The sequence below is a fragment of the Cobetia amphilecti genome (assembly GCF_032923285.1).
In the GTDB taxonomy this organism is placed as follows: domain Bacteria; phylum Pseudomonadota; class Gammaproteobacteria; order Pseudomonadales; family Halomonadaceae; genus Cobetia; species Cobetia amphilecti.
On sequence record NZ_CP136695.1, the window covers coordinates 1,280,016 to 1,300,113 of the forward strand.

Consider the following 20,098-nt stretch of genomic DNA (forward strand, 5'->3'; position numbering starts at 1 on the left):
TGTTGTGATCGGTGCTGTGGTATGTGTGGCTGCTTGTCGCCCGAGGCTCTTCAAAAGAGGCACCCCGGGAAAGCCTCTCAGAAGAAGAAGGTGACGCCGCCTTCCACATAACGGCCCTGGGTGTTGTAGCCATTGACCAGTTGGTATTCGCGGTCGAAGACGTTATCCAGCTTGGCGCTCAACTTGACGTTCGGCATCACCTGCCAGCTGGTGCGCAGATCGACCACGCCATAGCCGGCAGTGCGCGTGTCGGTGTAGGTATCTGCGTCAGTATCGCTGCGGCTGGCGCTGCCACGCAGCGTGGCACCGAAGCTCCAGTCGTCGAGTGCGTAATCGGCGTCCAGACGCGCAAAGCGCTGGGCGCGGCGCTTCAATTGCTCACCGGTATCGCGGTCCTCCGGGTCCTGCCAGGTCATGGCAAGGTTCACGCTCAGGGCCTCGCCTTGCCAGCCACTGCTCAGCTCGACGCCACGGATGCGTGAGCGATCGATATTGATCGGTGAGAAGTCGACTCCTTCGTAGCTGATCAGATTGTCGATATCGGTCTGGAAGGCATTCAGGCCCAGATGCCAGTGATGTTGCTGCAGGCGCCAGAACAGCTCGGCCGTGGTAGAGGTCTCGGCATCGAGGTCCGGATTGCCGGAGCCGTAGGGGCTGTAGAGGTCGATCAGGTTCGGTGCCTTGAATGCGCTGGAATAGCTGGCCCCGAGCTGTTGCGCGGCCGTCAGATCATAGGCGTAGCTGGAGCCGCCCGTCATCTGGTGGCCATAACGATTGTCGTCGTCATAACGCAGGCTGGTCGTGACGTGGTGACGCTGTTGCTGAAGGTGCCAGCTGCCGTAGACGCCGGTGGCATAGCGGCTATCGACGCTGTAGCCCTCGGCGGTGAAGTAGGGGCCATCGGCATCCAGGCTTTCCTCGCGATGGTCCACCCCCAGACTGAGCGTGCCGAGGTCGGTGTAGAAGTCGTGGCGCAGGCCGACCTCGTTGCGGGTGCTGGCGACACGCCCGGCATCACTGCCGGCTTCGGTGTTCTCGTACTCATCCCGCGTGCGCGCCACGCTGACCGTCATGTCCCAGTTCGGGTTCAGGTGCGTCAGCAGGCTGGCATCCAATACCATCTGGCTGCCTTCGCCGTGGCAGTCTTCCGAGGCACTGAAGCTGCTGTCGTAGCAGTCGTCATAGTCGTAATCGGTCTCGGTGTTGGCGACGCCGAGGCTGAGCGTGGCCTGCTGACCGAAGTCGTGGCCAAGGCGTAGTTCGGCGCCCGTGGCCTCGTAGCCATCATCTTCACTGCCGGTATCGCGGGCCGAGAAGCCATCGCTCTCATCATGATGGAGATTGGCCGAGAGGCGCGTGTCGTCTTCCACCGAGCTGAACTGGGCGTTCTGGCGGAAGGTGCCATCGCTGCCGGCACGCAGGGTAACTTCTGCATGCTGACCGACTTCGCTGCCGCCACGCGTGATCAGGTTGATCACACCGCCGATGGCATCGGCGCCGTAGACGCTGGCACGCGGGCCACGCACGATCTCGACACGCTCGACGGCGGCGAGTGGCAGGAATTCGAAATGCGCCAGGCCATCGGCACTGTTGGCGACACGCTGGCCATTGACCAGAATCAAGGTGTGGTCGGACTCGGTACCGCGCATGAAGAGGCTGGTCTGGCTGCCCATGGGGCCGCTGCGGGCGACCTCGATACCATTGCGTGATTGCAGCAGATCGACCAGCGAATTGGCCTGCAGGCGATCGATCTCGTCACGCGTGATGACGTCGGTGCTGGCCAGCACATCATTCTGCAGCTGCGGAATGCGATTGGCGGTGACCTGGACGGTGTCCAGATCCTCGGATGAATCGGTGGTCAGCGCATCAGCAGCGACGGCGGGCGGGGTCAGCAGCAGGCTACCGACGAGGGTGAAGCTGGCCTGCGCAGATGCGCGACCACGAGTGTTGTTGTGTTTCATGAATGATCCTCAAGCGTCAGACGCAATGAGGAGGACAGCGTGACAGGGTGCGCGAGCACACGTCCCCCGCGCGCGCCCTGATCAAGCAGGCCCGTCGCGGGAGACTTGCCACTGGTGAGGCCCTCCGCATCAACCAGTGTGGAAGCGAGGGCCGGTCTCCGGACTGACGCCTGGTGGACTCCAATGGCAGGAGTCTCACCCCCTCATGCGCCTTCCCACCTCCTTCCCTTGGGGGAGGCCCGAATGACAGGACCTCCCGGAGGCAGTGGCTGGCCGTGTCGATCTTGTCGATCGTGGTCGACCTGCATGAGCGTTGCGATCACCGTTGCGGGGGCAGTACGGGGTTTTCACCCGTTTCCCGAACACCCTGGCTTCAACGTGAACCATTGTCTGGGGCGGGGGTGAGGGAGTCAATCGGCAAACCGGCGTTGCGCTGGCTGCCACCCAAGGCCGCTCAGGTGCGGTCATTCAGGGGGAGAAGTCAGAGGGCAAGTCTTCGGTTGTGCCAGATACGACAACGCCCGCACGGGGCGGGCGTTGTCGAGATGACGGTCTGGCCAGATGGCGGTGTCTGCTCCATGGAAGCTCGTGCTACAGAAGCCAGCTCTCTGGAGACTGGCTCACAAGCGAGCGTCTCTAGAGAGACAGGAACAGACCGGCGAGACTCGCTGACATCAGGTTGGAGAGCGTGCCGGCGAGAATCGCCTTCATGCCCATCTGCGCGATATCACCGCGACGGTTCGGAGCCATCAGTCCCAGACCCCCCATCAGGATGGCGACGGAAGACAGGTTGGCGAAGCCGCAAAGCGCGAAGATGATGATGGCTTCAGAGTGCTCGGACAGCTTGATCTGGTGGCTGGCGAGGTCGGCGAAGGCGACGAACTCGTTGAGCACCAGCTTCTGACCGATGAAGCTACCCGCCTGGATGGCTTCGTGCCACGGCACGCCGATGACCCAGGCCACCGGGGCGAAGGCATAGCCCAGCAGCAGCTGCAGCGTGATGTCTTCATAGCCGAACAGGCCGCTGACCCAGCCGACGATGATGTTGCCCAGCGCGATCAACGCGATGAAGGCCAGCAGCATGCCGCCGACATTGATCGCCAGCTGCACGCCAGAGGCCGCGCCGGAGGCGGCGGCATCGATGACGTTGGTCGGGCGATCGATGTCCTTGCCCAGCGCTTCTTCGACGCTCTGGGTCTTGGTCTCGGTCTCCGGGATCAGCATCTTGGCCATCAGCAGGCCACCCGGCGCCGCCATGAAGGAGGCTGCCAGCAGGTACTTGAGGTCGATGCCCAGCGAGGCATAGCCCACCAGCACGGAACCGGCCACCGAGGCCAGGCCACCGGTCATCACGGCGAACAGCTCCGAGCGGGTCATGCCGGCGATGAACGGGCGCACGACCAGCGGGGCTTCGGTCTGGCCGACGAAGATGTTGGCGGCCGCGGACAGGGACTCCGGACGGCTGGTGCCGAGCACCTTCGACAGGCCGCCGCCGAGCACGCTGATCACGACGTTCATCACGCGCAGGTGATAGAGCACCGCGATCAGTGACGAGAAGAACACGATGATCGGCAGTACGCGCAGCGCGAACACGAAGCCGCCGCCGCCGAAGACTTCGAACATCTTGTCGCTGACCAGGCCGCCGAACAGGAAGTCCATGCCGACGTTGGCACTGGACATTACGGCCTGTACACCTTCGCTGAGCCCAAGCAGCATGCTCTTGCCGGCAGGCACGTAGAGCACGAAGATCCCCAGCATCGCCTGGATGGCAAAGGCACCCAGTACGGTGCGCAGGCTGATGGCGCGTCGGTTTTCAGAGAGAAGGAAGGCAATCCCCAGCAGGGCGAAGACGCCCACCAGGCCCATGACGATCTGCATCAAGCAGCTCCTGAATGCGTAGGTGTTACGTTGAGGACAAGGCAATAGCGCTGGCCACAGGACGGTATGGCCAAAACTGGCGCGTACTCTACCAGTATTTTTGCCCTCTGTCGGAGTCTGCCACTAACGTTTGACGGATTTTTTGTGAATCGCGCGAGGCGTGCCTGCGTCAACACGCACGAGGCCCGCCATGGGCGAGCCTCGTGGTTTCTGTCTTGCCGTACCGTCGTGATGTTCCGACGTGATGCTGAGTCTGCCCGCTGTCAGGTGCCGGCGCCCGGCAGGCGACTGGCCGGCAGGGGGCCTGACCCCGAACCCGGCGGCGTCTGTGATGACTTGCTGCCCGCGCCCTTGTCGGCCTGGGGAGCTTCGGCCTTGTCGGTCCTGGGCTGGGAAGACTTGTTCAGCTCCGGCGAGTCGGCATGGATCAGGCTGATCAGCGTCTCGCCGGCCTTGGGCTCCAGCGCCACGGCCGTGTTGGCGATCCGGATGCGGCCCTGACTGCTGATGCAGAACAGCGGCAGCAGGCGCTCTTCATGAATCCTGCGGTAATCCTCGAGACTGAAGCTCTCGGTGATGCGGGCGTGTCGGAACTGTGCGCCCTGAGAGAGCAGGCTCGCCAGCTTGGCATAGGTGATCTTGCCATCGAACAGCAGCGGCAGATGCCCCAGCGCCTGGTCCTGCTGGCGCTTGGCGTTCTTGCCATTGTCCTCGGCGAGCCGGAAGACACGCCCGTGGCCCAGGATGTGCTCGAAGTGCAGCGCGGCCAGGCTATTGAGTTCGCGATAGGGCGACAGCGGCATCAGGTGGCCGATACCGGTCAGCTCGAGATGCTGGGCGGCATGTTCAGACAGCGGATTGCCGTAGTAGACCGGCAGGCCCGCCATGCGCGCTTCCTGCACGGCGTCCCAGTTGGTGTCGGTCAGGCGTACCGAGAAGCCGGCATCGACCAGCTCGCGGGCGACCTGGCGCGACACCGAGTTGGCGCCCAGGATCAGGAACCCCGAGGGCGGCGGCTCGCCGACGCCCAGCACCTTGACGATGGGGCGCGACAGCAGGCTCTGGACCACCACCGTGCCGATGATGACCAGGAAGGTCATCGGTACCAGCATCTCGGCGCCCTCGATGCCCTGGGATTCGAGCTTGAGGGCGAACAGCGAAGCGACTGCCGCCGCGACGATGCCGCGCGGTGAAAGCCAGGCCAACAGGGCCTTCTCGCGCAGCGTCAGCCCGCTGCCCAGGGTACACAGCCAGACCGTCAGGGGGCGTGCGACCCACATCAACACCGCCAGGAAGATCCACGCCGGCCACGACAGCAGGGATAGCTGCTCGACGGTCAGGCGCCCCGCCAGCAGCAGGAACAGTCCCGAGATCAGCAGAACCGTCAGGGTCTCCTTGAACTCGATGATCTGCTGGGTCGGCACGCCGCGCATGTTGGCCAGCCACACGCCCATCACGGTGACGGTTAGCAGGCCGGATTCATGGAACAGGGTATTGGAGATGGCGAACAGCCCCAGCATCACCATCAGGGTGCCGAAGTTGTGCAGCTTCTGCGGCAGCCAGAAATGACGCAGCACCAGCCCCCAGCACCAGCCACCCAGTGCCCCCATGCCGAGCCCGAGGCCCACCGTCTGGGCGAACAGCAACAGGGTGTGCGAGGCCGCATTGCCGGTCATGCCGAGCGCGACGTACTCATAGACCAGTACCGCCAGCAGCGCGCCGACCGGGTCGATCATGATGCCTTCCCAACGCAGGATCTGGGTCAGGTTGCCGCGCGCGCGCAGCGTCTGCAGCAATGGCATCACCACCGTCGGACCTGTCACCACCAGCAGGGCGCCGAGCACGGCGGCCATCTCCCAGCGCATGTCGAGCAGATAGTGGGCGGCCACGGTGCCGATCACGCCGGTGATCACCACGCCGGTGGTGACCAGCCGTCTGACGATATGGCCATGGCCGCGCAGGTCCTTGAAGTCCAGCGTCAGGCTGCCCTCGAACAGGATGACCGCCACCGCCAGCGAGACCAGCGGGAACAAGAGATCGCCGAGTAGCTCATCCGGCTTCAGCCAACCCGTGACGGGGCCGGCGAGGATGCCGACGATCAACAGCGGCAGGATGGCGGGCAGACGCATGCGCCAGGCCAGCCACTGGCAGCCGAGGGCCATCAGACCGATCAGGGTCAGGGCCAGAGCAGGTTCGGTCATCGGGTGTCTTCCTTGGAGTCAGCGAAAATGAGCGGTGCCACTGTTGCGGTCACCGCTCATCGTTTCGTTGTGTCTCAGCCGTCTGTCAGTGGCCCTTGCCCCTGCTTGTCTGCACAGGCTTGAAGCAGGGGCAAGGGCCACTCAGCTGCCGCGCGGCAGGCCGAAAGGGCGCAGCCTAGCGATTGATTCCGTGGTATGCAACGTCGCGTTGCCTTATCGCGCTCTCCTCATTTCCTTTCTCTGTCGTGCCCGCGTGATGGCGTCGGGCAGACGCGATCACTCATTGGGCGCGACGCAGCAGCGGCAGCAATGCCTGCAGCGGATGCGGCAACTGGCTGCCGGAGAAACGCTTGCTCTGACTGCGGCACGAATAGCCACTGGCGACCAGCTTGCCCTGATTGGCGTCGTCTTCGACCACGGCCTTCCACGACAGGTCATAGATGGCACGCGAGGTCTCGAGATTGCGCGCTTCGTGGCCGTAGGTACCGGACATGCCGCAGCAGCCGGTGGCGATGGTCTCGAGCTTGAGACCGAAGGCGGAGTAGACCTGCTGCCAGGCCTTGGCCGAGCCCGGGGCATTGGTGCTCTCGGTACAGTGGCTCAGAAGCTTCATGCCCGGGTCCATCTTGCCCAGCACCGTCTTGGTGACGCCGACCGGCAGCAGCTTGCGCAGGCTGATCAGCCATTCCTGCAGCAGCAGGACGTCGGGCACCGCGTCCGGGCCGAGGGTCTTCACGTACTCCTGACGATAGGTCAGGGTCATCGCCGGGTCGATGCCGACCAGCGGCACGCCGAAGTCGGCGATCGCCTTGAGACGCTCGGCCTGGGCACGCGCGGTACGCTGGAAGGCGCCGGTGAAGCCCTGCACCTGCAGCGGCTTGCCGTTGGGGGCAAAGGGCGCGACGAAGACATGGATGTCGAGTCGCGACAGCAGCTCGATGATGTCGATCACCAGCTGGGCCTCGAAGTGACTGGTGAAGGCGTCCTGCACCAGGATCACGCTTCTGGCCTTCTGGGATTCGGTCAGGCGGCCCAGCTGGGTCGGCGTCGCCTCGGACACGCCCCAGCTCTTGAGCTGTCTACTCAGGCTGGCGCGTGACAGGCGCGGCGCATCGACCATGCCGATCGGGCCTTCCAGCAGACGACTGACCAGCTTGTTGGTCAGTAGGCCGTTATAGAGCGGCGTTACGCGCTCGGCCCACGGCAGCACGAATTCGAGGCTGCCGATCAGGTAATCGCGCAGCGGACGCTGATAACGATGGTGATAGACCTCAAGGAAGCGGCTGCGGAAATCGGGCACGTTGACCTTGATCGGGCACTGGCCCGCGCAGGACTTGCACGCCAGGCAGCCGGACATGGCGTCGTAGACCTGCTGGTCGAAGTTGGCGTCAGATTGACCCTCAGCCTGTGCGGTACCGGCACGGCGTGCCTTGAGCGAGGCGCTGATGCGCGCCGGCAGACGCGCCAGCCACATGGCGGTGCCCTTGAGGCCCGGGGTACGAGCAGCCTGGGCTTCGGCGATCACGTCGCGTCCGGCGTTGCCTTCCAGGCGCAGCCATTCACGCATCAGACTGGCACGCCCCTTGGGCGAGTGGATGCGCTGGCGAGTCGCCTTCCACGACGGGCACATGGCGTCGTTGGGGTCGTAGTTGTAGCAGGCGCCATTGCCGTTGCAGTAGACGGCGCTGGCATATTCCTGCCACACGCGCTCATCGATCTGACGGTCGAGATCGCCGCGCATGGTCACGTCATCGATACGCATCAAGCGGGGGTCGAAGGCCTCGACGGCGCTGTCAGCGTGATCACGCTTGTTGCTTTCGCTGCCCTCTTCGCTGCCCCCTTCGCTGGCGCCGGCGTCACGCGTGCTTGCGTCCTCGACCAGCGCCACTGACAGGCGCGGGGAGGCGATCTTGCCCGGATTGAGCTGGTTGTGCGGGTCAAAGGCCGCCTTCACGTCCTGCAGCGCGCCGTAGAGGCTGCCGAAGAAGCGTGGCGAGTACTCGGAGCGCACGCCCTTGCCGTGCTCGCCCCACAGCAGGCCACCGTACTTGTGGGTGAGGGCGGCGACCTCATCGGAGATCTCGCGGATCATCGCCTGCTGGGCGGGGTCCTTCATGTCCAGCGCCGGGCGCACGTGCAGCACGCCGGCATCGACATGACCGAACATGCCATAGCGCAGGCCACGGGCATCCAGCGCGGCGCGGAATTCGGCGATGTAGTCGGCCAGATGCTCCGGCGGGACGGCGGTGTCCTCGACGAAGGGCAGCGGGCGGGCTTCGCCGTCGACATTGCCCAGCAGGCCCACCGAGCGCTTGCGCATGCCATAGACACGACCGATCTGCGCGCGACCGCGGGCTTCGGTGAAGCCGAGACGCTCGACGCTGGTATCGCTGGCCAGGTGCTCGCTGAAGGCGCGGACCTTGGCATCCAGCACCTCTTCGCTGTCGGCATTGAATTCGATCAGGTTGATGCCGCCGATGGCCGGAGTGCCTTCGGCGCTGGCCGGGAAGAACTCCTCGACGCTATCCCACACGAAGTCCTGCATGGCGAGGTTGAGCACGGTGTCATCCACCGTCTCGATGGAGGTCGGGCGATTGCCCTCGACCGCCATCAGCGCCTTGGCGTCGCGCAGTGCGTCCATGAAACTTGCGTAGCGCAGGTTGATCAGCGTCGAGCAAGGCGCGATGGGCAGCGCATTCAGCTCGGCCTCGACCACGAAGCCCAGCGTGCCCTCGGCACCACACAGCAGGCTGTTGAGGTTGAAACGACCATCGGCCTCGCGCAGGTGGGCGAGGTCGTAGCCGGTCAGGCAGCGGTTGAGCGGCGGGAAGATGTCGGCGATTTCCTCGGCACGCTCATCGGCGATCGCGCGTGCGGTGCGGTAGACCTCACCGACGCGATCCTCACGTGCGCACAGTGTCTCGAGTTCGGCATCATCGATGGCATGGCTCGACAGTCGTGTCCCGTCGAGCAGAACGCTGTCGAGCGCCAGCACGTGGTCACGCGTCTTGCCGTATTCGCAGCTGCCCTGACCGGAGGCATCGGTATTGATCATGCCGCCAATGGTGGCGCGGTTGGAAGTCGAGAGCTCCGGGGCGAAGAACAGGCCATGCGGCTTGAGCGCGGCATTCAGCTGGTCCTTCACCACGCCGGCCTCGACGCGCACGCGGCGGTTCTCGACATCGATCTCGAGAATGCGGTTCATGTGCCGCGAGACATCCACCAGCACGCCGTCATTGAGCGACTGGCCATTGGTGCCGGTACCGCCGCCGCGTGGCGCCAGGGTGACGCCCGAAAAGCGTGGCTCGTGGGAGAGGCGCGCGATGCGCTGGACATCCTCGGCATGGCGCGGGTAGACCACGGCCTGAGGCAGCACCTGATAGAGCGAGTTGTCGGTCGACAACACGGTGCGGTTGGCGTAGTCCGGACTGATGTCACCGGCAAAGCCTGCATCTCGCAGGGCGGCCAGGAAGTCCAGATAGAGGGAATCGACGGGGGCGGGCATATCCAGCAGGCGTTCGGTCATGATCTCGCTCGGGCAGTGAGTCGCGTCAGGCAGGCATCCAGGGCCAATGGGCCTAAGCTTACCTGAGCTGGGCGTGTGGCCCCAGCCCAGCGCGGCATTGCGTCACTCGCGATACGGGAATTCAGGTGAAAGGAGTGAGGAATGACTACGCTGTGAGGAGTAATCAAAGCAAGGCGTGTGCGCCTGAATGCAAGCAACAAGGGGGATGATGCGCGCTCGCCGAGAGCGATTGTCAGGCGTCAGTCACCGCTTCAGTGGTACCGTCAGCCATCACAAGGCAGGCCGTCATGGCGTATCCCCTCCGTTTCTTCCCTTGAAGCTGTCTTCCCTCTTCCGCTGAGTCATCAGGAGTTAGCTCATGGCATCGTCCACCTATTCCTCGACCTCCACTTGTCATCGCGAGTCTCGCCAGCCGCCCACGCGATTGGGAGTGCTGGGGGTGGGGGAGTTGGCGGAGTCATTGCTGGTCGCGTTGGCGCGCGGTTGTCAGCGCGAAGGCCGCTCGCGGCATGATCTGGAATTTCATCTCTCGCCGCGCAACGACGTGCGCAGTCACCGTCTGGGCTGGCGTTTCGGTGCCATCCGCCACGTAAGCAACGTCGCGGTGTGTGAATCGAGCCTGTGCATGCTGGTCGGGGTGCGGCCAGAGCAGCTCGAGGCACTGGCAAGTGAGCTGCGTGAAAGCCACGCACTGAGCAAGGATCATCACCTGATGGTGCTGGCGGCCGGTGTGCCACTGCAGCAGCTGCAGCGCTGGTTCGCGCCGGCGCGAGTGGTGCGGGTGATGACGGGGCTGGCGGTCTGTGAAGGGCAGAGCGCCCTCACGCTCTATCCGGAAGACCCGCTGACGCGCGACCTGCTCGGGCCGGCGGTCCGGCAGATCATCGCCTTCGATGATGAAGCGGCCTTCGAGGCCAGCATGCTGGCGGTCTGCGTGAATGCCTGGCAGATGGCGCAACAGCAGGCGTTGCTCGACTGGTTCCAGACGGTGCCCGGCATGAGCGGCCCCCAGGCGCGACTGTTGCTGATGGCGCAGTTGCGTGATGCGCTGGCCTTGATGGAAGCCCACCCCGATACCCCGCCCGGCGAGCTTGCCTCGCGTATCGGCACCCCCGGCACCTGGACGGCACGCGGTCTGGAGCAGCTCGGGGGCAAGGAAGGCGCACACCGCCAATGGCAGCATGTGCTGGAGCAACTGCGCGCGGAGATCGAGCAGGGCAGTGCGTCCCCCGGCAGTGAATGAGACGCTCTGCCGCCTGATGTCTTCCGCTCTCAGCCACCCCTCAGACACCCGCGATGCCCATTGGTCAGGAGGCGCATCGCGGGTGTCGTGCTTTGTTCAACCTGCCTTTCGTGAGTCGTGGATTCCCCGTGGCTGGCGATTTTCCTACAATAGAGCGCTAGGCGGCACCCTCGGGTGCCAGAGTGGCTGGCGGCCGATCCATGGCGTTGCCCAGCGCTCACTCGCAATGAATCGAGCACGGGGCATACAAGGCACATGGGAACCTGGTTGGCAGTAGCAGCGGGCGGCGCCATCGGGGCGCTGGGACGGTATCTTGTCAGTGGCTGGATCGGCGCCGCCGCCGGGCGTGGTTTCCCGTGGGGGACCCTCGGCGTCAATCTGATCGGCAGCTGCCTGATGGGGTTCCTGTTCATCTGGGTGACCCAGGAGCTCAAGCTGGCCCCCGTCTGGCAGGCGATCATGGTGGCCGGCTTCACCGGCGCCTTCACCACCTTTTCCACCTTTGCCCTCGAGGCGCTCAATCTGATGATGAGCGGACGCATGCTCGCGGGGCTGGTCTATGTCGCCGTCAGTGTGGTGGCGTGTCTGGGCATGGTCGCGCTGGGCATGAAGATCGCACGCGTTCTGCTGTGATTCCCGCGCCCGGGCGCGCCATCCTGTCGCCTGGGCGGCTGCGAAGCAGGGCATGGCTGAGGTAGACTAGTGCGCATAACCTTTCCGCGCCGCGATGCGGCCTGAGTGATCCGACGAGAGAGCCTTCCCACATGCTGGACCCGAAACTTCTGCGCGCTGATCTTGAAGCGACTGCCGAGCGCCTCGCACGTCGTGGCTATCAGCTGGATACCGAAGCCTTTGCCGCGCTGGAAGCGCGCCGCCGTGACCTGCAGGTCGAGACGGAATCCCTGCAGAACGAGCGCAACACCCGCTCCAAGTCCATCGGTAATGCCAAGGCACGCGGCGAAGACATCGCGCCGCTGCTGGCAGAAGTCAGTGATCTGGGCGAGCGTCTCGACGCCGCCAAGTCCGAGCTCAATGAGCTGCAGGCCAAGGCCGACGCCATGGCGGCCAGCCTGCCGAACCTGCCGGACGCCGAAGTGCCGGAAGGCGCTGACGAAAGCGACAACGTCGAGCTGCACCGCTGGGGCACGCCGCGTGAATTCGACTTCGACGTGCGCGACCACGTGGACCTCGGTGAGCTCAAGGGCCAGCTGGACTTCGAGCTGGCGGTCAAGATCACCGGTTCACGCTTCGCCGTGATGCATGGCTCCATCGCGCGTCTGCATCGTGCGCTGGTGCAGTTCATGCTCGACAAGCAGACGCTGGAGCATGGCTACGAAGAATATTACGTACCCTATATCGTCAACCGCGATTCCCTGATGGGTACCAGCCAGCTGCCCAAGTTCGAGGAAGACCTGTTCAAGCTCAACGACGATCGTGATTTCTTCCTGATCCCGACCGCCGAAGTGCCACTGACCAACATGGTGCGCGACGAGATCATCGACGCCGGCAGTCTGCCGCTCAAGTTCACCGCCCATACCCCGTGCTTCCGCAGTGAAGCCGGTGCCTATGGCCGTGATACCCGCGGCATGATTCGCCAGCACCAGTTCGACAAGGTCGAGATGGTGCAGGTGGTCGCGGCGGAGAAGAGCGACGAAGCCCTCGAAGAGATGCGCGGCCACGCCGAAGCCATCCTGCAGGCGCTGGAACTGCCGTACCGTGCCGTGACCCTGTGCACCGGCGACATGGGCTTTGCCGCCGCCAAGACCTATGACCTGGAAGTCTGGCTGCCGAGCCAGGCGACCTACCGCGAGATTTCCTCCATCTCCAACTGCCGTGACTTCCAGGCACGCCGCATGCAGGCGCGTGTGCGTGTCGAAGGTCAGAAGAAGCCGCAGCTGGTGCATACCCTGAATGGGTCCGGTCTGGCCGTGGGTCGCTGCCTGGTCGCCGTGCTGGAAAACCATCAGAACGCCGATGGCTCCATCACTGTGCCGCAGGCGCTGCGTGGCTACATGGGCGGAGTGGAAACCATCAACGTCTGAGGTGCGTGAATCGCCGTAGTGGATTCTCGTAGTCAAGGCCCCCGCTTTCCCATGGAAGCGGGGGCCTTCGTTTATCGCGGAGACAGAGGCCTCGCCCGATCGCACCACTCGTTATTCCCTCACTCGTTATTTCCTCTGCGTGACTACAACGTAGCGCCAGGGTTGTTATTCTTATTGGTTATTTTAGAGAGTGGTTCTTATGCTCTAAAATGCGACCCATCGAAGGCTGCTCCCCAGCCTCGCCGCGTTTGTGGATGTGCCCCATGGAATTTCTCAATCTCTCCTGTGACCCCTCACGTCTCCAGCTGTGCCTGATCGGTGGCGGCCAGGAGGCTGTCGCGCTGGCCGAGCGTTTCGCCGGCCTCGGTGCAGACCTGTGTGTCTACGGCGATGCCCGCATGCCGATGCTGGAGACCCTGTGTGGTCGTGAAGGTTGGGAGGTTGCCGATACCCTGTTGCCCGTGCCGGCCCCCGGCCAGCTATGGCTGGTCGCCACCGGCAGCGAAGGGCGCGATCGCGGCATCCTGCGTCATGCGCGCGAGCAGCACGTGATGGTGTTCGCGCCGAGCCACCCCCGGGACTCCAGCGTGCGCCTGCCGCCACGCCTGGTGGCCGGCGAGGCGGTGTTGCCCGTGAAGGAGGAGGACCGCTTCACGGGCACGCATGGCCAGGTGGCGTTGGTCAGCGCGGGGCCGGGTGATCCGGAGCTGCTGACGCTCAAGGCGCTGCGCCATCTGCAGCAGGCCGATGTCATCATTCATGATCGCCTGGTCAGTCACGAGATTCTGGCGCTGGCCAATCCGGAGGCGCGTCGCCTGTACGTCGGCAAGGCGCGCAGCGATCACAGCGTGCCGCAGGAAGGCATCAATCAGGCGCTGGTGGATTACGCCCGCGCCGGGCATCGCGTGGTGCGCTTGAAGGGTGGTGACGCCTTCATCTTCGGGCGCGGCGGGGAAGAGCTCGAGACCCTGGCCGGCGCCGGCATCAGCTTCGAGGTGGTGCCGGGCATCACGGCGGCTTCCGGTTGCGCGGCTTACGCGGGTATCCCGCTGACTCATCGCGACCACGCCCAGTCGGTGCGCTTCGTCACCGGCCACTTGAAGGATGGCAGCTGTGACCTGGATTGGGAGGCGCTGGCGCGTCCGGCCCAGACGCTGGTCTTCTATATGGGGCTCGGCAGCCTGGGTCTGATCTGCGAGAAGTTGATCGCCAATGGTCTGGCGGCGTCCACGCCGACCGCGCTGGTCGAGCAGGGCACCACCGCACGTCAGCGTGTGCATGTGGCAACGCTGGCGGACATGCCGGCGCAGATCGCCGGTCAGGGCCTCAAGCCGCCGACGCTGATCATCGTCGGGGATGTGGTCAAGCTGCACGATTCGCTCAAGTGGTTCTCGCCGAATGCCAACAGCAGCCTGGGGTGGGAAGATGGCAAGCACCCGACGCCGCTGGCCAATGTGGTATCGGTCTAGAGCGACCGTAGCGAAAGCGCTAAAAGCAGCGACATGAGCAGTGACAAGACGCCGCCTCGGTAACCCCGGGGCGGCGTCTTGCGTTGTTGGACTGGTTGTCGCGGGCCTGATCATCGTGCTGGTGCATGGCTGGGCGGCTCTTGGGCCAAGGTCGAGATGACGTGGCATCTGATTGCGCCTATTGTTTCAAGCAATCGTTTGAATTCTGCTGAGCGAAGCCCGTCGTTCATCACGGGGTGAGAGGCAAGTCTTTCGCGAAAGCCCTAGGCACATGAGTCAGTGAGGACAGTGATATGGCCAAGTATCAGGCGCCACTCAAGGATGCACGCTTCATTCTCGATGAGGTGTTCGCCGCCGAGCAGGAATGGGCGGGCATGGCAGCCACCGAAGAGGTGAATGTCGAGCTGGCCGAGGCGATTCTCGAGGAAGGTGCGCGCGTGACCCAGGCCGAGCTGCTGCCGCTCAACCTGAGCGGTGACGCCGAGGGCGCACGTTTCGAGAATGGCCACGTCACGACACCCAAGGGCTTCAAGGAGGCCTATCGGGTACTCGCCGAAGGCGGCTGGATGGGGCTGGGCGGCAACCCTGAATACGGTGGCCAGGGCATGCCCAAGATGCTCACCGTGGCCTTTGAAGAGATGCTCTACGCCACCAATACCAGTTTCGCGCTCTATCCGGCACTGAATGCCGGCGCCTGTCTGGCGGTGGATAGCCATGCGCCGGAGTCCGTCAAGCAGGTGTTTCTGCCGCGCATGTATGCCGGCGACTGGCTGGGCACCATGTGTCTGACCGAGCCGCATTGCGGCACGGATCTCGGCCTGATCCGCACCCGTGCCGAACCCCTCGAGGGCGATGACCCGCTGCTGGGGCTGCCGCGCTATCGTCTCACCGGCACCAAGATCTGGATCACCGGCGGCGAGCACGACATGGTCGACAACATCGTGCATCTGGTGCTCGCCAAGCTGCCGGATGCGCCGCCGGGCACGCGTGGCATCTCGCTGTTTCTGGTCTCCAGGCACCTGCTTGATGCCGATGGCCAGCTGACGGCACCGAATGCGGTCAGCTGTGGCTCCATCGAACACAAGATGGGCATCAAGGGCAGCGCGACCTGCGTGATGAACTTCGACGGTGCCGAAGGCGTGCTGATCGGCGAGCCGCATCAGGGGCTGGCGGCGATGTTCACCATGATGAACTACGAGCGTCTCTCCATCGGCCTGCAGGGGCTGGGGCTGGGCGAGGTGGCCTATCAGAGCGCGATGGACTTCGCCGCCGAGCGTCTGCAGAGCCGGGCACCGACAGGCGCCAAGGCGCCTGACAAGCCGGCCGACCCGATTCTGGTGCATCCTGACGTGCGGCGCATGGCGCTTGAGGTGCGCGTCTGGAACGAGACCGGGCGCGCCTTTGCCGTCTTCGTGGGCCAGCAGCTGGACCGCGTCAAATATCACGCCGATGACGCGGTGAAGGCCGACGCGGATGCGCTGGTGCAATTCATGACGCCGATCGCCAAGGCGCTGCTGACCGACCGTGGCTTCGATGCCACCGTCATGGCGCAGCAGCTCTATGGTGGCAATGGCTACTGCGTGGAGTGGGGCGCCGAGCAGTACGTGCGCGATGCACGCATCGCGATGATCTACGAAGGCACCAACGGCATTCAGGCGATGGATCTGGTCGGGCGCAAGCTCTACCGCAACCGTGGCGCCCATGTGGCGAGCTTTGCCGCCCTGGTGCGAGCCGAGCTTGAGCGTCAGGCCGACGACGCCCAGACCCGTCCGTTCGCCGAGGCGTGCAAGACGGAGCTGGCGCGTCTGGAGCGAGTGTCGGAGCAGTTGCTGGCCCGCGCCGATGACAACCCGGAAGAGCTGGGCGCGGCGGCCTGTGACTACCTCAATCTGGCAGGGCTGTGTGTCTACAGCTATCTGTGGCTGCGCATGGCGCGTGCTGCGGCGCATGGACTGGCGCAAGCAGGGACCAGCGGTGAGGCCTTCTATCGCCGCAAGCTGGCGCTCGGGGAGTACTTCGTGGCACGCGTGCTGCCGCGCGCCGTCGCTCTGGAAGCCCAGATCAGTGCTGGCGCAGCTCCATTGATGGCCTTCAGTCTCGAGGATTTCGCGCCGGAGCAATGACGCAAGTCACAAGATACCGTGACCGTCAGTAGCGTCCAATGAAAAGCCCAGCGACCGTGTCAGGTCGCTGGGCTATTTGTGTTGTCGGAATCCCTGTCCATCGGGCCGTGTCGGCAAGCTTGCATGCCCACTGGCCGCTCATGACCGCTCGGTCGGCTCATTCTGCTTCAGCAGCCAGTCACGCATGGCGGGGAACAGCTCGACCAGCACGAACAGCGGGCCGATCAGCAGCTGCCGCAGATCATCGAGGAAGGCCGGTTTGCGGCCCTCGATACGATGGCCGACGACCTGACCGATCCAGGCGACCACGAAGGCTGCCAGCATCATCGGTGTCACCGGCCAGTTGAGCCCGAGCATCACGAACATCAGCGCCAGGCTTGCCAGGGCCCAGACGGCCATCACGCCAAGTACCCTGAGAGAGAAGCGCGCATAGACGGCCAGGACCGCCAGGGTGACCACGCCACCGGGCAGCATCCACACACCCAGCCCCGGTTCACTCGATAGCCCCTGCCCCCCGAGCAGTCTCCACAGCAGGATCAAGCTGGCAGTGAAGATGACCGGCACGCAGACAAGATGCATGCGGATGTTCTCACGATGCTGATGACTGGCCGCGTAGTGCTCGAGTGCTTCATGCAGACGCCGGTGGGCGGCTGTCTTGACATGAGGGTGCGATAATATATCCATGAGGCATTCTCCAGACAGACATTGAAAATGCCCGCATGCGCAGATGCGCAGCGGGATCGATGGCGTGTTATGTCAAGGAGCAATGGCGTGAGCCAGCAGGGTCCGGCAACCCTGCTGGCTCCTGTCAGCGTAGCGTATTGCTGCGCTGCCAGCCTGTGTCAGCACAGGGCTGACTGTCGAACCCGGCACTTTTCAGGCGTGAATCAAGTGGCCCTGGCCCTTCAGAGATGGAACTGACCGCAGGCTTCCGGCTGATGCAGGATGGCTTCCAGACGGATGACGTCACTCTGGCCATCTTCCCGGGGCAGCGTGATCTGCTCGCCAACCGCCATTCCCAGCAGCGCGATGCCCAGTGGTGACATGATGCACAGCGCTAGTGAGGTCTCTTGCTCTTCGGGTTGCGGCAGGTGGCTGCGCAGCGACATGCACTCACCATCCTCCGGGGTAGGGTAGTGCAGTGTCAGCTCGCTATCGCCGGAGCGCGACCCCTTGAGGCGCAGGCGGCTGCGCATGCTGACGCGGTCTTCGGGGAAGTCATCGGGGGGCACGATCTCTGCCTGGATCAGGCGGCTTTCGAGGCGAAGGGACAGCTCATCATCGTGTTGCTGAGCGTCGATCAGGCGCTGGAGGCGGTCAGCATCCAGGCGGTTGATGATCAGTCGTTGCCGAGTCATCGTGGGGTTCCTTGTTATCGAGTCACTGCGCGATATCATGCGCAGCAAGACGGCGCCAATCCTGGCTTGGTCAATACGGGGAGACGGACAGGGAATCCATCGACCGTGCTTGTCCATGGATTGTCCGCTAATTAATCCTAGCGGCTTTTGACGGGGTGTGGGAGTCGTCTGATGCCGACAACTTTCATGGCGCTGTCACCCAGGGCTGCCAATCTCACGCGAGACTCATCGATGTCGATTTTCTGGATATATCCGCTGGCGGCGCTCGCCGAGATCGCCGGCTGCTTCAGTTTCTGGGCCTGGTGGAAACTGGAACGCAGCCCCGGCTGGCTGGTTCCCGGCATGCTCAGCCTGGCGCTGTTCGCCTGGCTGCTTTCACTGGTCGACGTCAGTCACGCCGGGCGCGCCTTTGCCGTCTATGGCGGTGTCTATATCGCCGCGTCAGTGGCCTGGTTGTGGCTGGTCGAGCAGCAGTTGCCCAGTCGCTGGGACCTGCTGGGGACACTGGTCTGCCTGGCGGGCAGCGCCATCATCGTGCTGGGCGCCCGTGCGCAATGAGCGCAGATGTCTTGTTTATTAGTATTTTATTAAATATGTCGGGCGTTGAGCATGAGAGCGCTCATTGTTGGGTATACTGCGCCAAGATGAGGCAATGACCCTCGGGATTCGATCTGACGCAATGAGGCACCAGCATGCAGTGGGAATGGTTATGGGGGCTGGGCGGCCTTGGCATCGGCGGTTTCATCGGCTTCTGGCTCGGTCGCTGTCGGCCGCGCAGAGAGGAATGGAATCAGGCCGTGCAATCACTGCTATCGGCATTGGTGGAGGCGGAGCCAGACGTTGCGCGTGGTGAGCGGCTGGCACTTGATCCCTCGCTGCTCGACGCCTTTCGCCAGGTGGCCTCGCGTCGCGAGTTCTATCGTTTCACCAGCGGAATCGAATACGTGAACCTGCAGCTCGCCGCGGCGCATGCCGCGCATCATGACCGTGAAGAGCGCCAGCTGTTGCTGGATCAGGCGCGTGTCAGCCTGGCCAATCTGCAGGACAGCCTAAGACGACGCTGAGGTTCGTCCAGACGCGCGAATGCCGCACCGCAGATCGGCCGGGATCGCAAAGCAGGTTGTTTGCAAAGCAGAGTAACGCAGAGCGCGGGCGTGAAACGGGTATAGCAACCGACGGGAAGGCACTGACGATGATGATGGGTGCAGAAGGCGTCAGATGACACGACGCATGCACGACAGGCAAAAGCGGGAGGACTTGCTGACTGCGCGAGGCAGTTGGGGAGCATCAGCAGAGTATGCTGATGGTGCGGAAGGGGGGACTCGAACCCCCACACCTTGCGGCACCAGAACCTAAATCTGGCGTGTCTACCAATTCCACCACTTCCGCGAGAAGCAGGGCTGCATTTTACCTGTGATGCCTTTCAAGTCAATCGCTTGTGTCGATTATCCCCTGAAATCCCCCGCCTTGTGCTGCGCCTTCAGCGCCTCACTCCGGCACGACATGCACGCTACGTGATTCCAGTCCGCAGGGCAGTTGCAGATAGCTGGCGGCGCGCTCGGCGGCGTGGCGTGTATTGGAAAGATCTTCATCGCACATCCACGGCACGACGCCCAGGCAGGGGGCCCGCAGCGTGCGTGACAACGTCGCCATGTTGTCTTCGCTGACCTCGATATCCGCTTCCAGATGGTTGATGACGTAGCCGGCGATCTCCAGCCCATCGCGTTCGATGGCCTCGAGCGTCAGGCGCGCATGATTGATGCAGCCCAGGCGTAGCCCGACGACCAGAATCACCGGCAAGCCCAGCTCGATGGCCAGGTCCGAGAAATCCTCATCGTCATTCAGCGGTACCCGCCAGCCGCCAGCGCCTTCCACCAGCAGCAGGTCGCGCGGTGCGCTTGTCTGCTGGCCCCGCACATGCGCCGCGATTTTCGCCACCTCGAGACTGACACCCACCTGACGCGCGGCAATGTGCGGCGCGATGGCCGGCGCGAAGCGCCAGGGGTTGATGCTTTCGTAATCCGCTTCCGGTTCGCACTGCGCCTGCAATGACAGGGCGTCGGCGTTGACCAGACCATCGTGATTCTCGAAGCAGTCAGAGGCCACGGGCTTGAGGCCCAGCGTGGTCAAGCCGCGCAGGCGAGCACGTGCCAGCAGGGCGCTGGCGATGAAGGTCTTGCCGATTTCGGTATCGGTACCGGTCACGAAGGCGGCGATGCCATGTTCGGCTCTCGCAGGCAAAGCAGTGTCCCGTGACGAGCTGTCCGCGGTTTTCATATCAGTTTTCATTGTATCCG

The 20,098-nt window shown here is 63.9% G+C and carries 14 protein-coding genes, 1 tRNA gene and 1 riboswitch; of the genes, 7 read left to right on the forward strand and 8 right to left on the reverse strand.

Annotation, left to right across the window (positions count from 1 at the left end):
- Window positions 1-77 precede the first annotated feature (77 nt).
- The 4 genes from R1T44_RS05490 to R1T44_RS05505 form a co-directional block, all read right to left on the reverse strand.
- Entirely contained in the window at window positions 78-1,961 is a 1,884-nt protein-coding gene (locus tag R1T44_RS05490; RefSeq protein WP_317292747.1) for a TonB-dependent receptor domain-containing protein, read from the reverse strand.
- Window positions 1,962-2,093: 132 nt separating this feature from the next.
- Window positions 2,094-2,346: riboswitch (cobalamin riboswitch) on the reverse strand.
- A gap of 251 nt (window positions 2,347-2,597) precedes the next feature.
- Window positions 2,598-3,839, reverse strand: a complete 1,242-nt coding sequence (locus R1T44_RS05495; RefSeq protein WP_043332439.1) for a NupC/NupG family nucleoside CNT transporter — start codon at window positions 3,837-3,839, stop codon at window positions 2,598-2,600.
- A 263-nt stretch (window positions 3,840-4,102) separates the two neighbouring features.
- Window positions 4,103-6,040, reverse strand: coding sequence for a cation:proton antiporter (locus R1T44_RS05500; RefSeq protein WP_317292748.1), 1,938 nt, complete (start codon window positions 6,038-6,040; stop codon window positions 4,103-4,105).
- Between the two features lie 280 nt (window positions 6,041-6,320).
- Window positions 6,321-9,566, reverse strand: a complete 3,246-nt coding sequence (locus tag R1T44_RS05505; RefSeq protein WP_317292749.1) for an FAD-binding and (Fe-S)-binding domain-containing protein — start codon at window positions 9,564-9,566, stop codon at window positions 6,321-6,323.
- A 358-nt stretch (window positions 9,567-9,924) separates the two neighbouring features.
- On the opposite strand from R1T44_RS05505, the gene R1T44_RS05510 reads away from it, so the two are divergent.
- From R1T44_RS05510 to R1T44_RS05530, 5 genes are all read left to right on the forward strand, one after another.
- Entirely contained in the window at window positions 9,925-10,809 is an 885-nt protein-coding gene (locus R1T44_RS05510) for a hypothetical protein (RefSeq protein WP_054555055.1), read from the forward strand.
- A gap of 267 nt (window positions 10,810-11,076) precedes the next feature.
- On the forward strand, window positions 11,077-11,442 hold the full coding sequence (gene crcB / locus R1T44_RS05515; RefSeq protein ID WP_317292750.1) for a fluoride efflux transporter CrcB: 366 nt from the start codon (window positions 11,077-11,079) through the stop codon (window positions 11,440-11,442).
- Between the two features lie 131 nt (window positions 11,443-11,573).
- On the forward strand, window positions 11,574-12,851 hold the full coding sequence (gene serS / locus R1T44_RS05520) for a serine--tRNA ligase (RefSeq protein WP_043332430.1): 1,278 nt from the start codon (window positions 11,574-11,576) through the stop codon (window positions 12,849-12,851).
- Between the two features lie 263 nt (window positions 12,852-13,114).
- The gene (gene cobA, locus R1T44_RS05525) at window positions 13,115-14,320 is read left to right on the forward strand and encodes a uroporphyrinogen-III C-methyltransferase (protein ID WP_317292751.1); all 1,206 of its coding nucleotides are present in this window, start codon (window positions 13,115-13,117) and stop codon (window positions 14,318-14,320) included.
- A 293-nt stretch (window positions 14,321-14,613) separates the two neighbouring features.
- Window positions 14,614-16,443: an acyl-CoA dehydrogenase C-terminal domain-containing protein gene (locus R1T44_RS05530; protein ID WP_317292752.1), complete on the forward strand. Its 1,830-nt coding sequence runs from the start codon at window positions 14,614-14,616 to the stop codon at window positions 16,441-16,443.
- Window positions 16,444-16,581: 138 nt separating this feature from the next.
- On the opposite strand, the gene R1T44_RS05535 is transcribed toward R1T44_RS05530, so the two are convergent.
- Together R1T44_RS05535 and R1T44_RS05540 are read right to left on the reverse strand one after the other, a co-directional pair.
- Window positions 16,582-17,127, reverse strand: coding sequence for an Mpo1 family 2-hydroxy fatty acid dioxygenase (locus tag R1T44_RS05535; RefSeq protein ID WP_317292753.1), 546 nt, complete (start codon window positions 17,125-17,127; stop codon window positions 16,582-16,584).
- 221 nt (window positions 17,128-17,348) lie between these two features.
- Window positions 17,349-17,801 carry a nucleoside diphosphate kinase regulator gene (locus tag R1T44_RS05540; protein ID WP_153635215.1) on the reverse strand — a complete coding sequence of 151 codons (453 nt, stop codon included), beginning with the start codon at window positions 17,799-17,801 and terminating at the stop codon, window positions 17,349-17,351.
- Window positions 17,802-17,972: 171 nt separating this feature from the next.
- Between R1T44_RS05540 and R1T44_RS05545 the strand changes: the two genes are divergently transcribed.
- On the forward strand, window positions 17,973-18,359 hold the full coding sequence (locus R1T44_RS05545; protein ID WP_317292754.1) for a YnfA family protein: 387 nt from the start codon (window positions 17,973-17,975) through the stop codon (window positions 18,357-18,359).
- A 134-nt stretch (window positions 18,360-18,493) separates the two neighbouring features.
- Window positions 18,494-18,865, forward strand: coding sequence for a hypothetical protein (locus R1T44_RS05550; protein WP_317292755.1), 372 nt, complete (start codon window positions 18,494-18,496; stop codon window positions 18,863-18,865).
- Between the two features lie 240 nt (window positions 18,866-19,105).
- Here R1T44_RS05550 and R1T44_RS05555 read toward each other — a convergent pair.
- Together R1T44_RS05555 and bioD are read right to left on the reverse strand one after the other, a co-directional pair.
- A tRNA-Leu gene (locus R1T44_RS05555) sits at window positions 19,106-19,190 on the reverse strand.
- 99 nt (window positions 19,191-19,289) lie between these two features.
- Window positions 19,290-20,078 carry a dethiobiotin synthase gene (gene bioD, locus R1T44_RS05560; RefSeq protein WP_317292756.1) on the reverse strand — a complete coding sequence of 263 codons (789 nt, stop codon included), beginning with the start codon at window positions 20,076-20,078 and terminating at the stop codon, window positions 19,290-19,292.
- Window positions 20,079-20,098 lie beyond the last annotated feature (20 nt).

What these genes read in the sequence shown, in the direction of transcription:
- R1T44_RS05535 (WP_317292753.1), bottom strand. Translation starts at nt 17,127, where the DNA reads ATGGATATATTATCGCACCCTCATGTCAAGACAGCCGCCCACCGGCGT.
- R1T44_RS05530 (WP_317292752.1), top strand. Translation starts at nt 14,614, where the DNA reads ATGGCCAAGTATCAGGCGCCACTCAAGGATGCACGCTTCATTCTCGAT.
- bioD (WP_317292756.1), bottom strand. Translation starts at nt 20,078, where the DNA reads ATGAAAACCGCGGACAGCTCGTCACGGGACACTGCTTTGCCTGCGAGA.
- serS (WP_043332430.1), top strand. Translation starts at nt 11,574, where the DNA reads ATGCTGGACCCGAAACTTCTGCGCGCTGATCTTGAAGCGACTGCCGAG.
- R1T44_RS05495 (WP_043332439.1), bottom strand. Translation starts at nt 3,839, where the DNA reads ATGCAGATCGTCATGGGCCTGGTGGGCGTCTTCGCCCTGCTGGGGATT.
- R1T44_RS05540 (WP_153635215.1), bottom strand. Translation starts at nt 17,801, where the DNA reads ATGACTCGGCAACGACTGATCATCAACCGCCTGGATGCTGACCGCCTC.
- R1T44_RS05550 (WP_317292755.1), top strand. Translation starts at nt 18,494, where the DNA reads ATGCAGTGGGAATGGTTATGGGGGCTGGGCGGCCTTGGCATCGGCGGT.
- R1T44_RS05505 (WP_317292749.1), bottom strand. Translation starts at nt 9,566, where the DNA reads ATGACCGAACGCCTGCTGGATATGCCCGCCCCCGTCGATTCCCTCTAT.
- R1T44_RS05500 (WP_317292748.1), bottom strand. Translation starts at nt 6,040, where the DNA reads ATGACCGAACCTGCTCTGGCCCTGACCCTGATCGGTCTGATGGCCCTC.
- cobA (WP_317292751.1), top strand. Translation starts at nt 13,115, where the DNA reads ATGGAATTTCTCAATCTCTCCTGTGACCCCTCACGTCTCCAGCTGTGC.
- R1T44_RS05510 (WP_054555055.1), top strand. Translation starts at nt 9,925, where the DNA reads ATGGCATCGTCCACCTATTCCTCGACCTCCACTTGTCATCGCGAGTCT.
- R1T44_RS05490 (WP_317292747.1), bottom strand. Translation starts at nt 1,961, where the DNA reads ATGAAACACAACAACACTCGTGGTCGCGCATCTGCGCAGGCCAGCTTC.
- R1T44_RS05545 (WP_317292754.1), top strand. Translation starts at nt 17,973, where the DNA reads ATGCCGACAACTTTCATGGCGCTGTCACCCAGGGCTGCCAATCTCACG.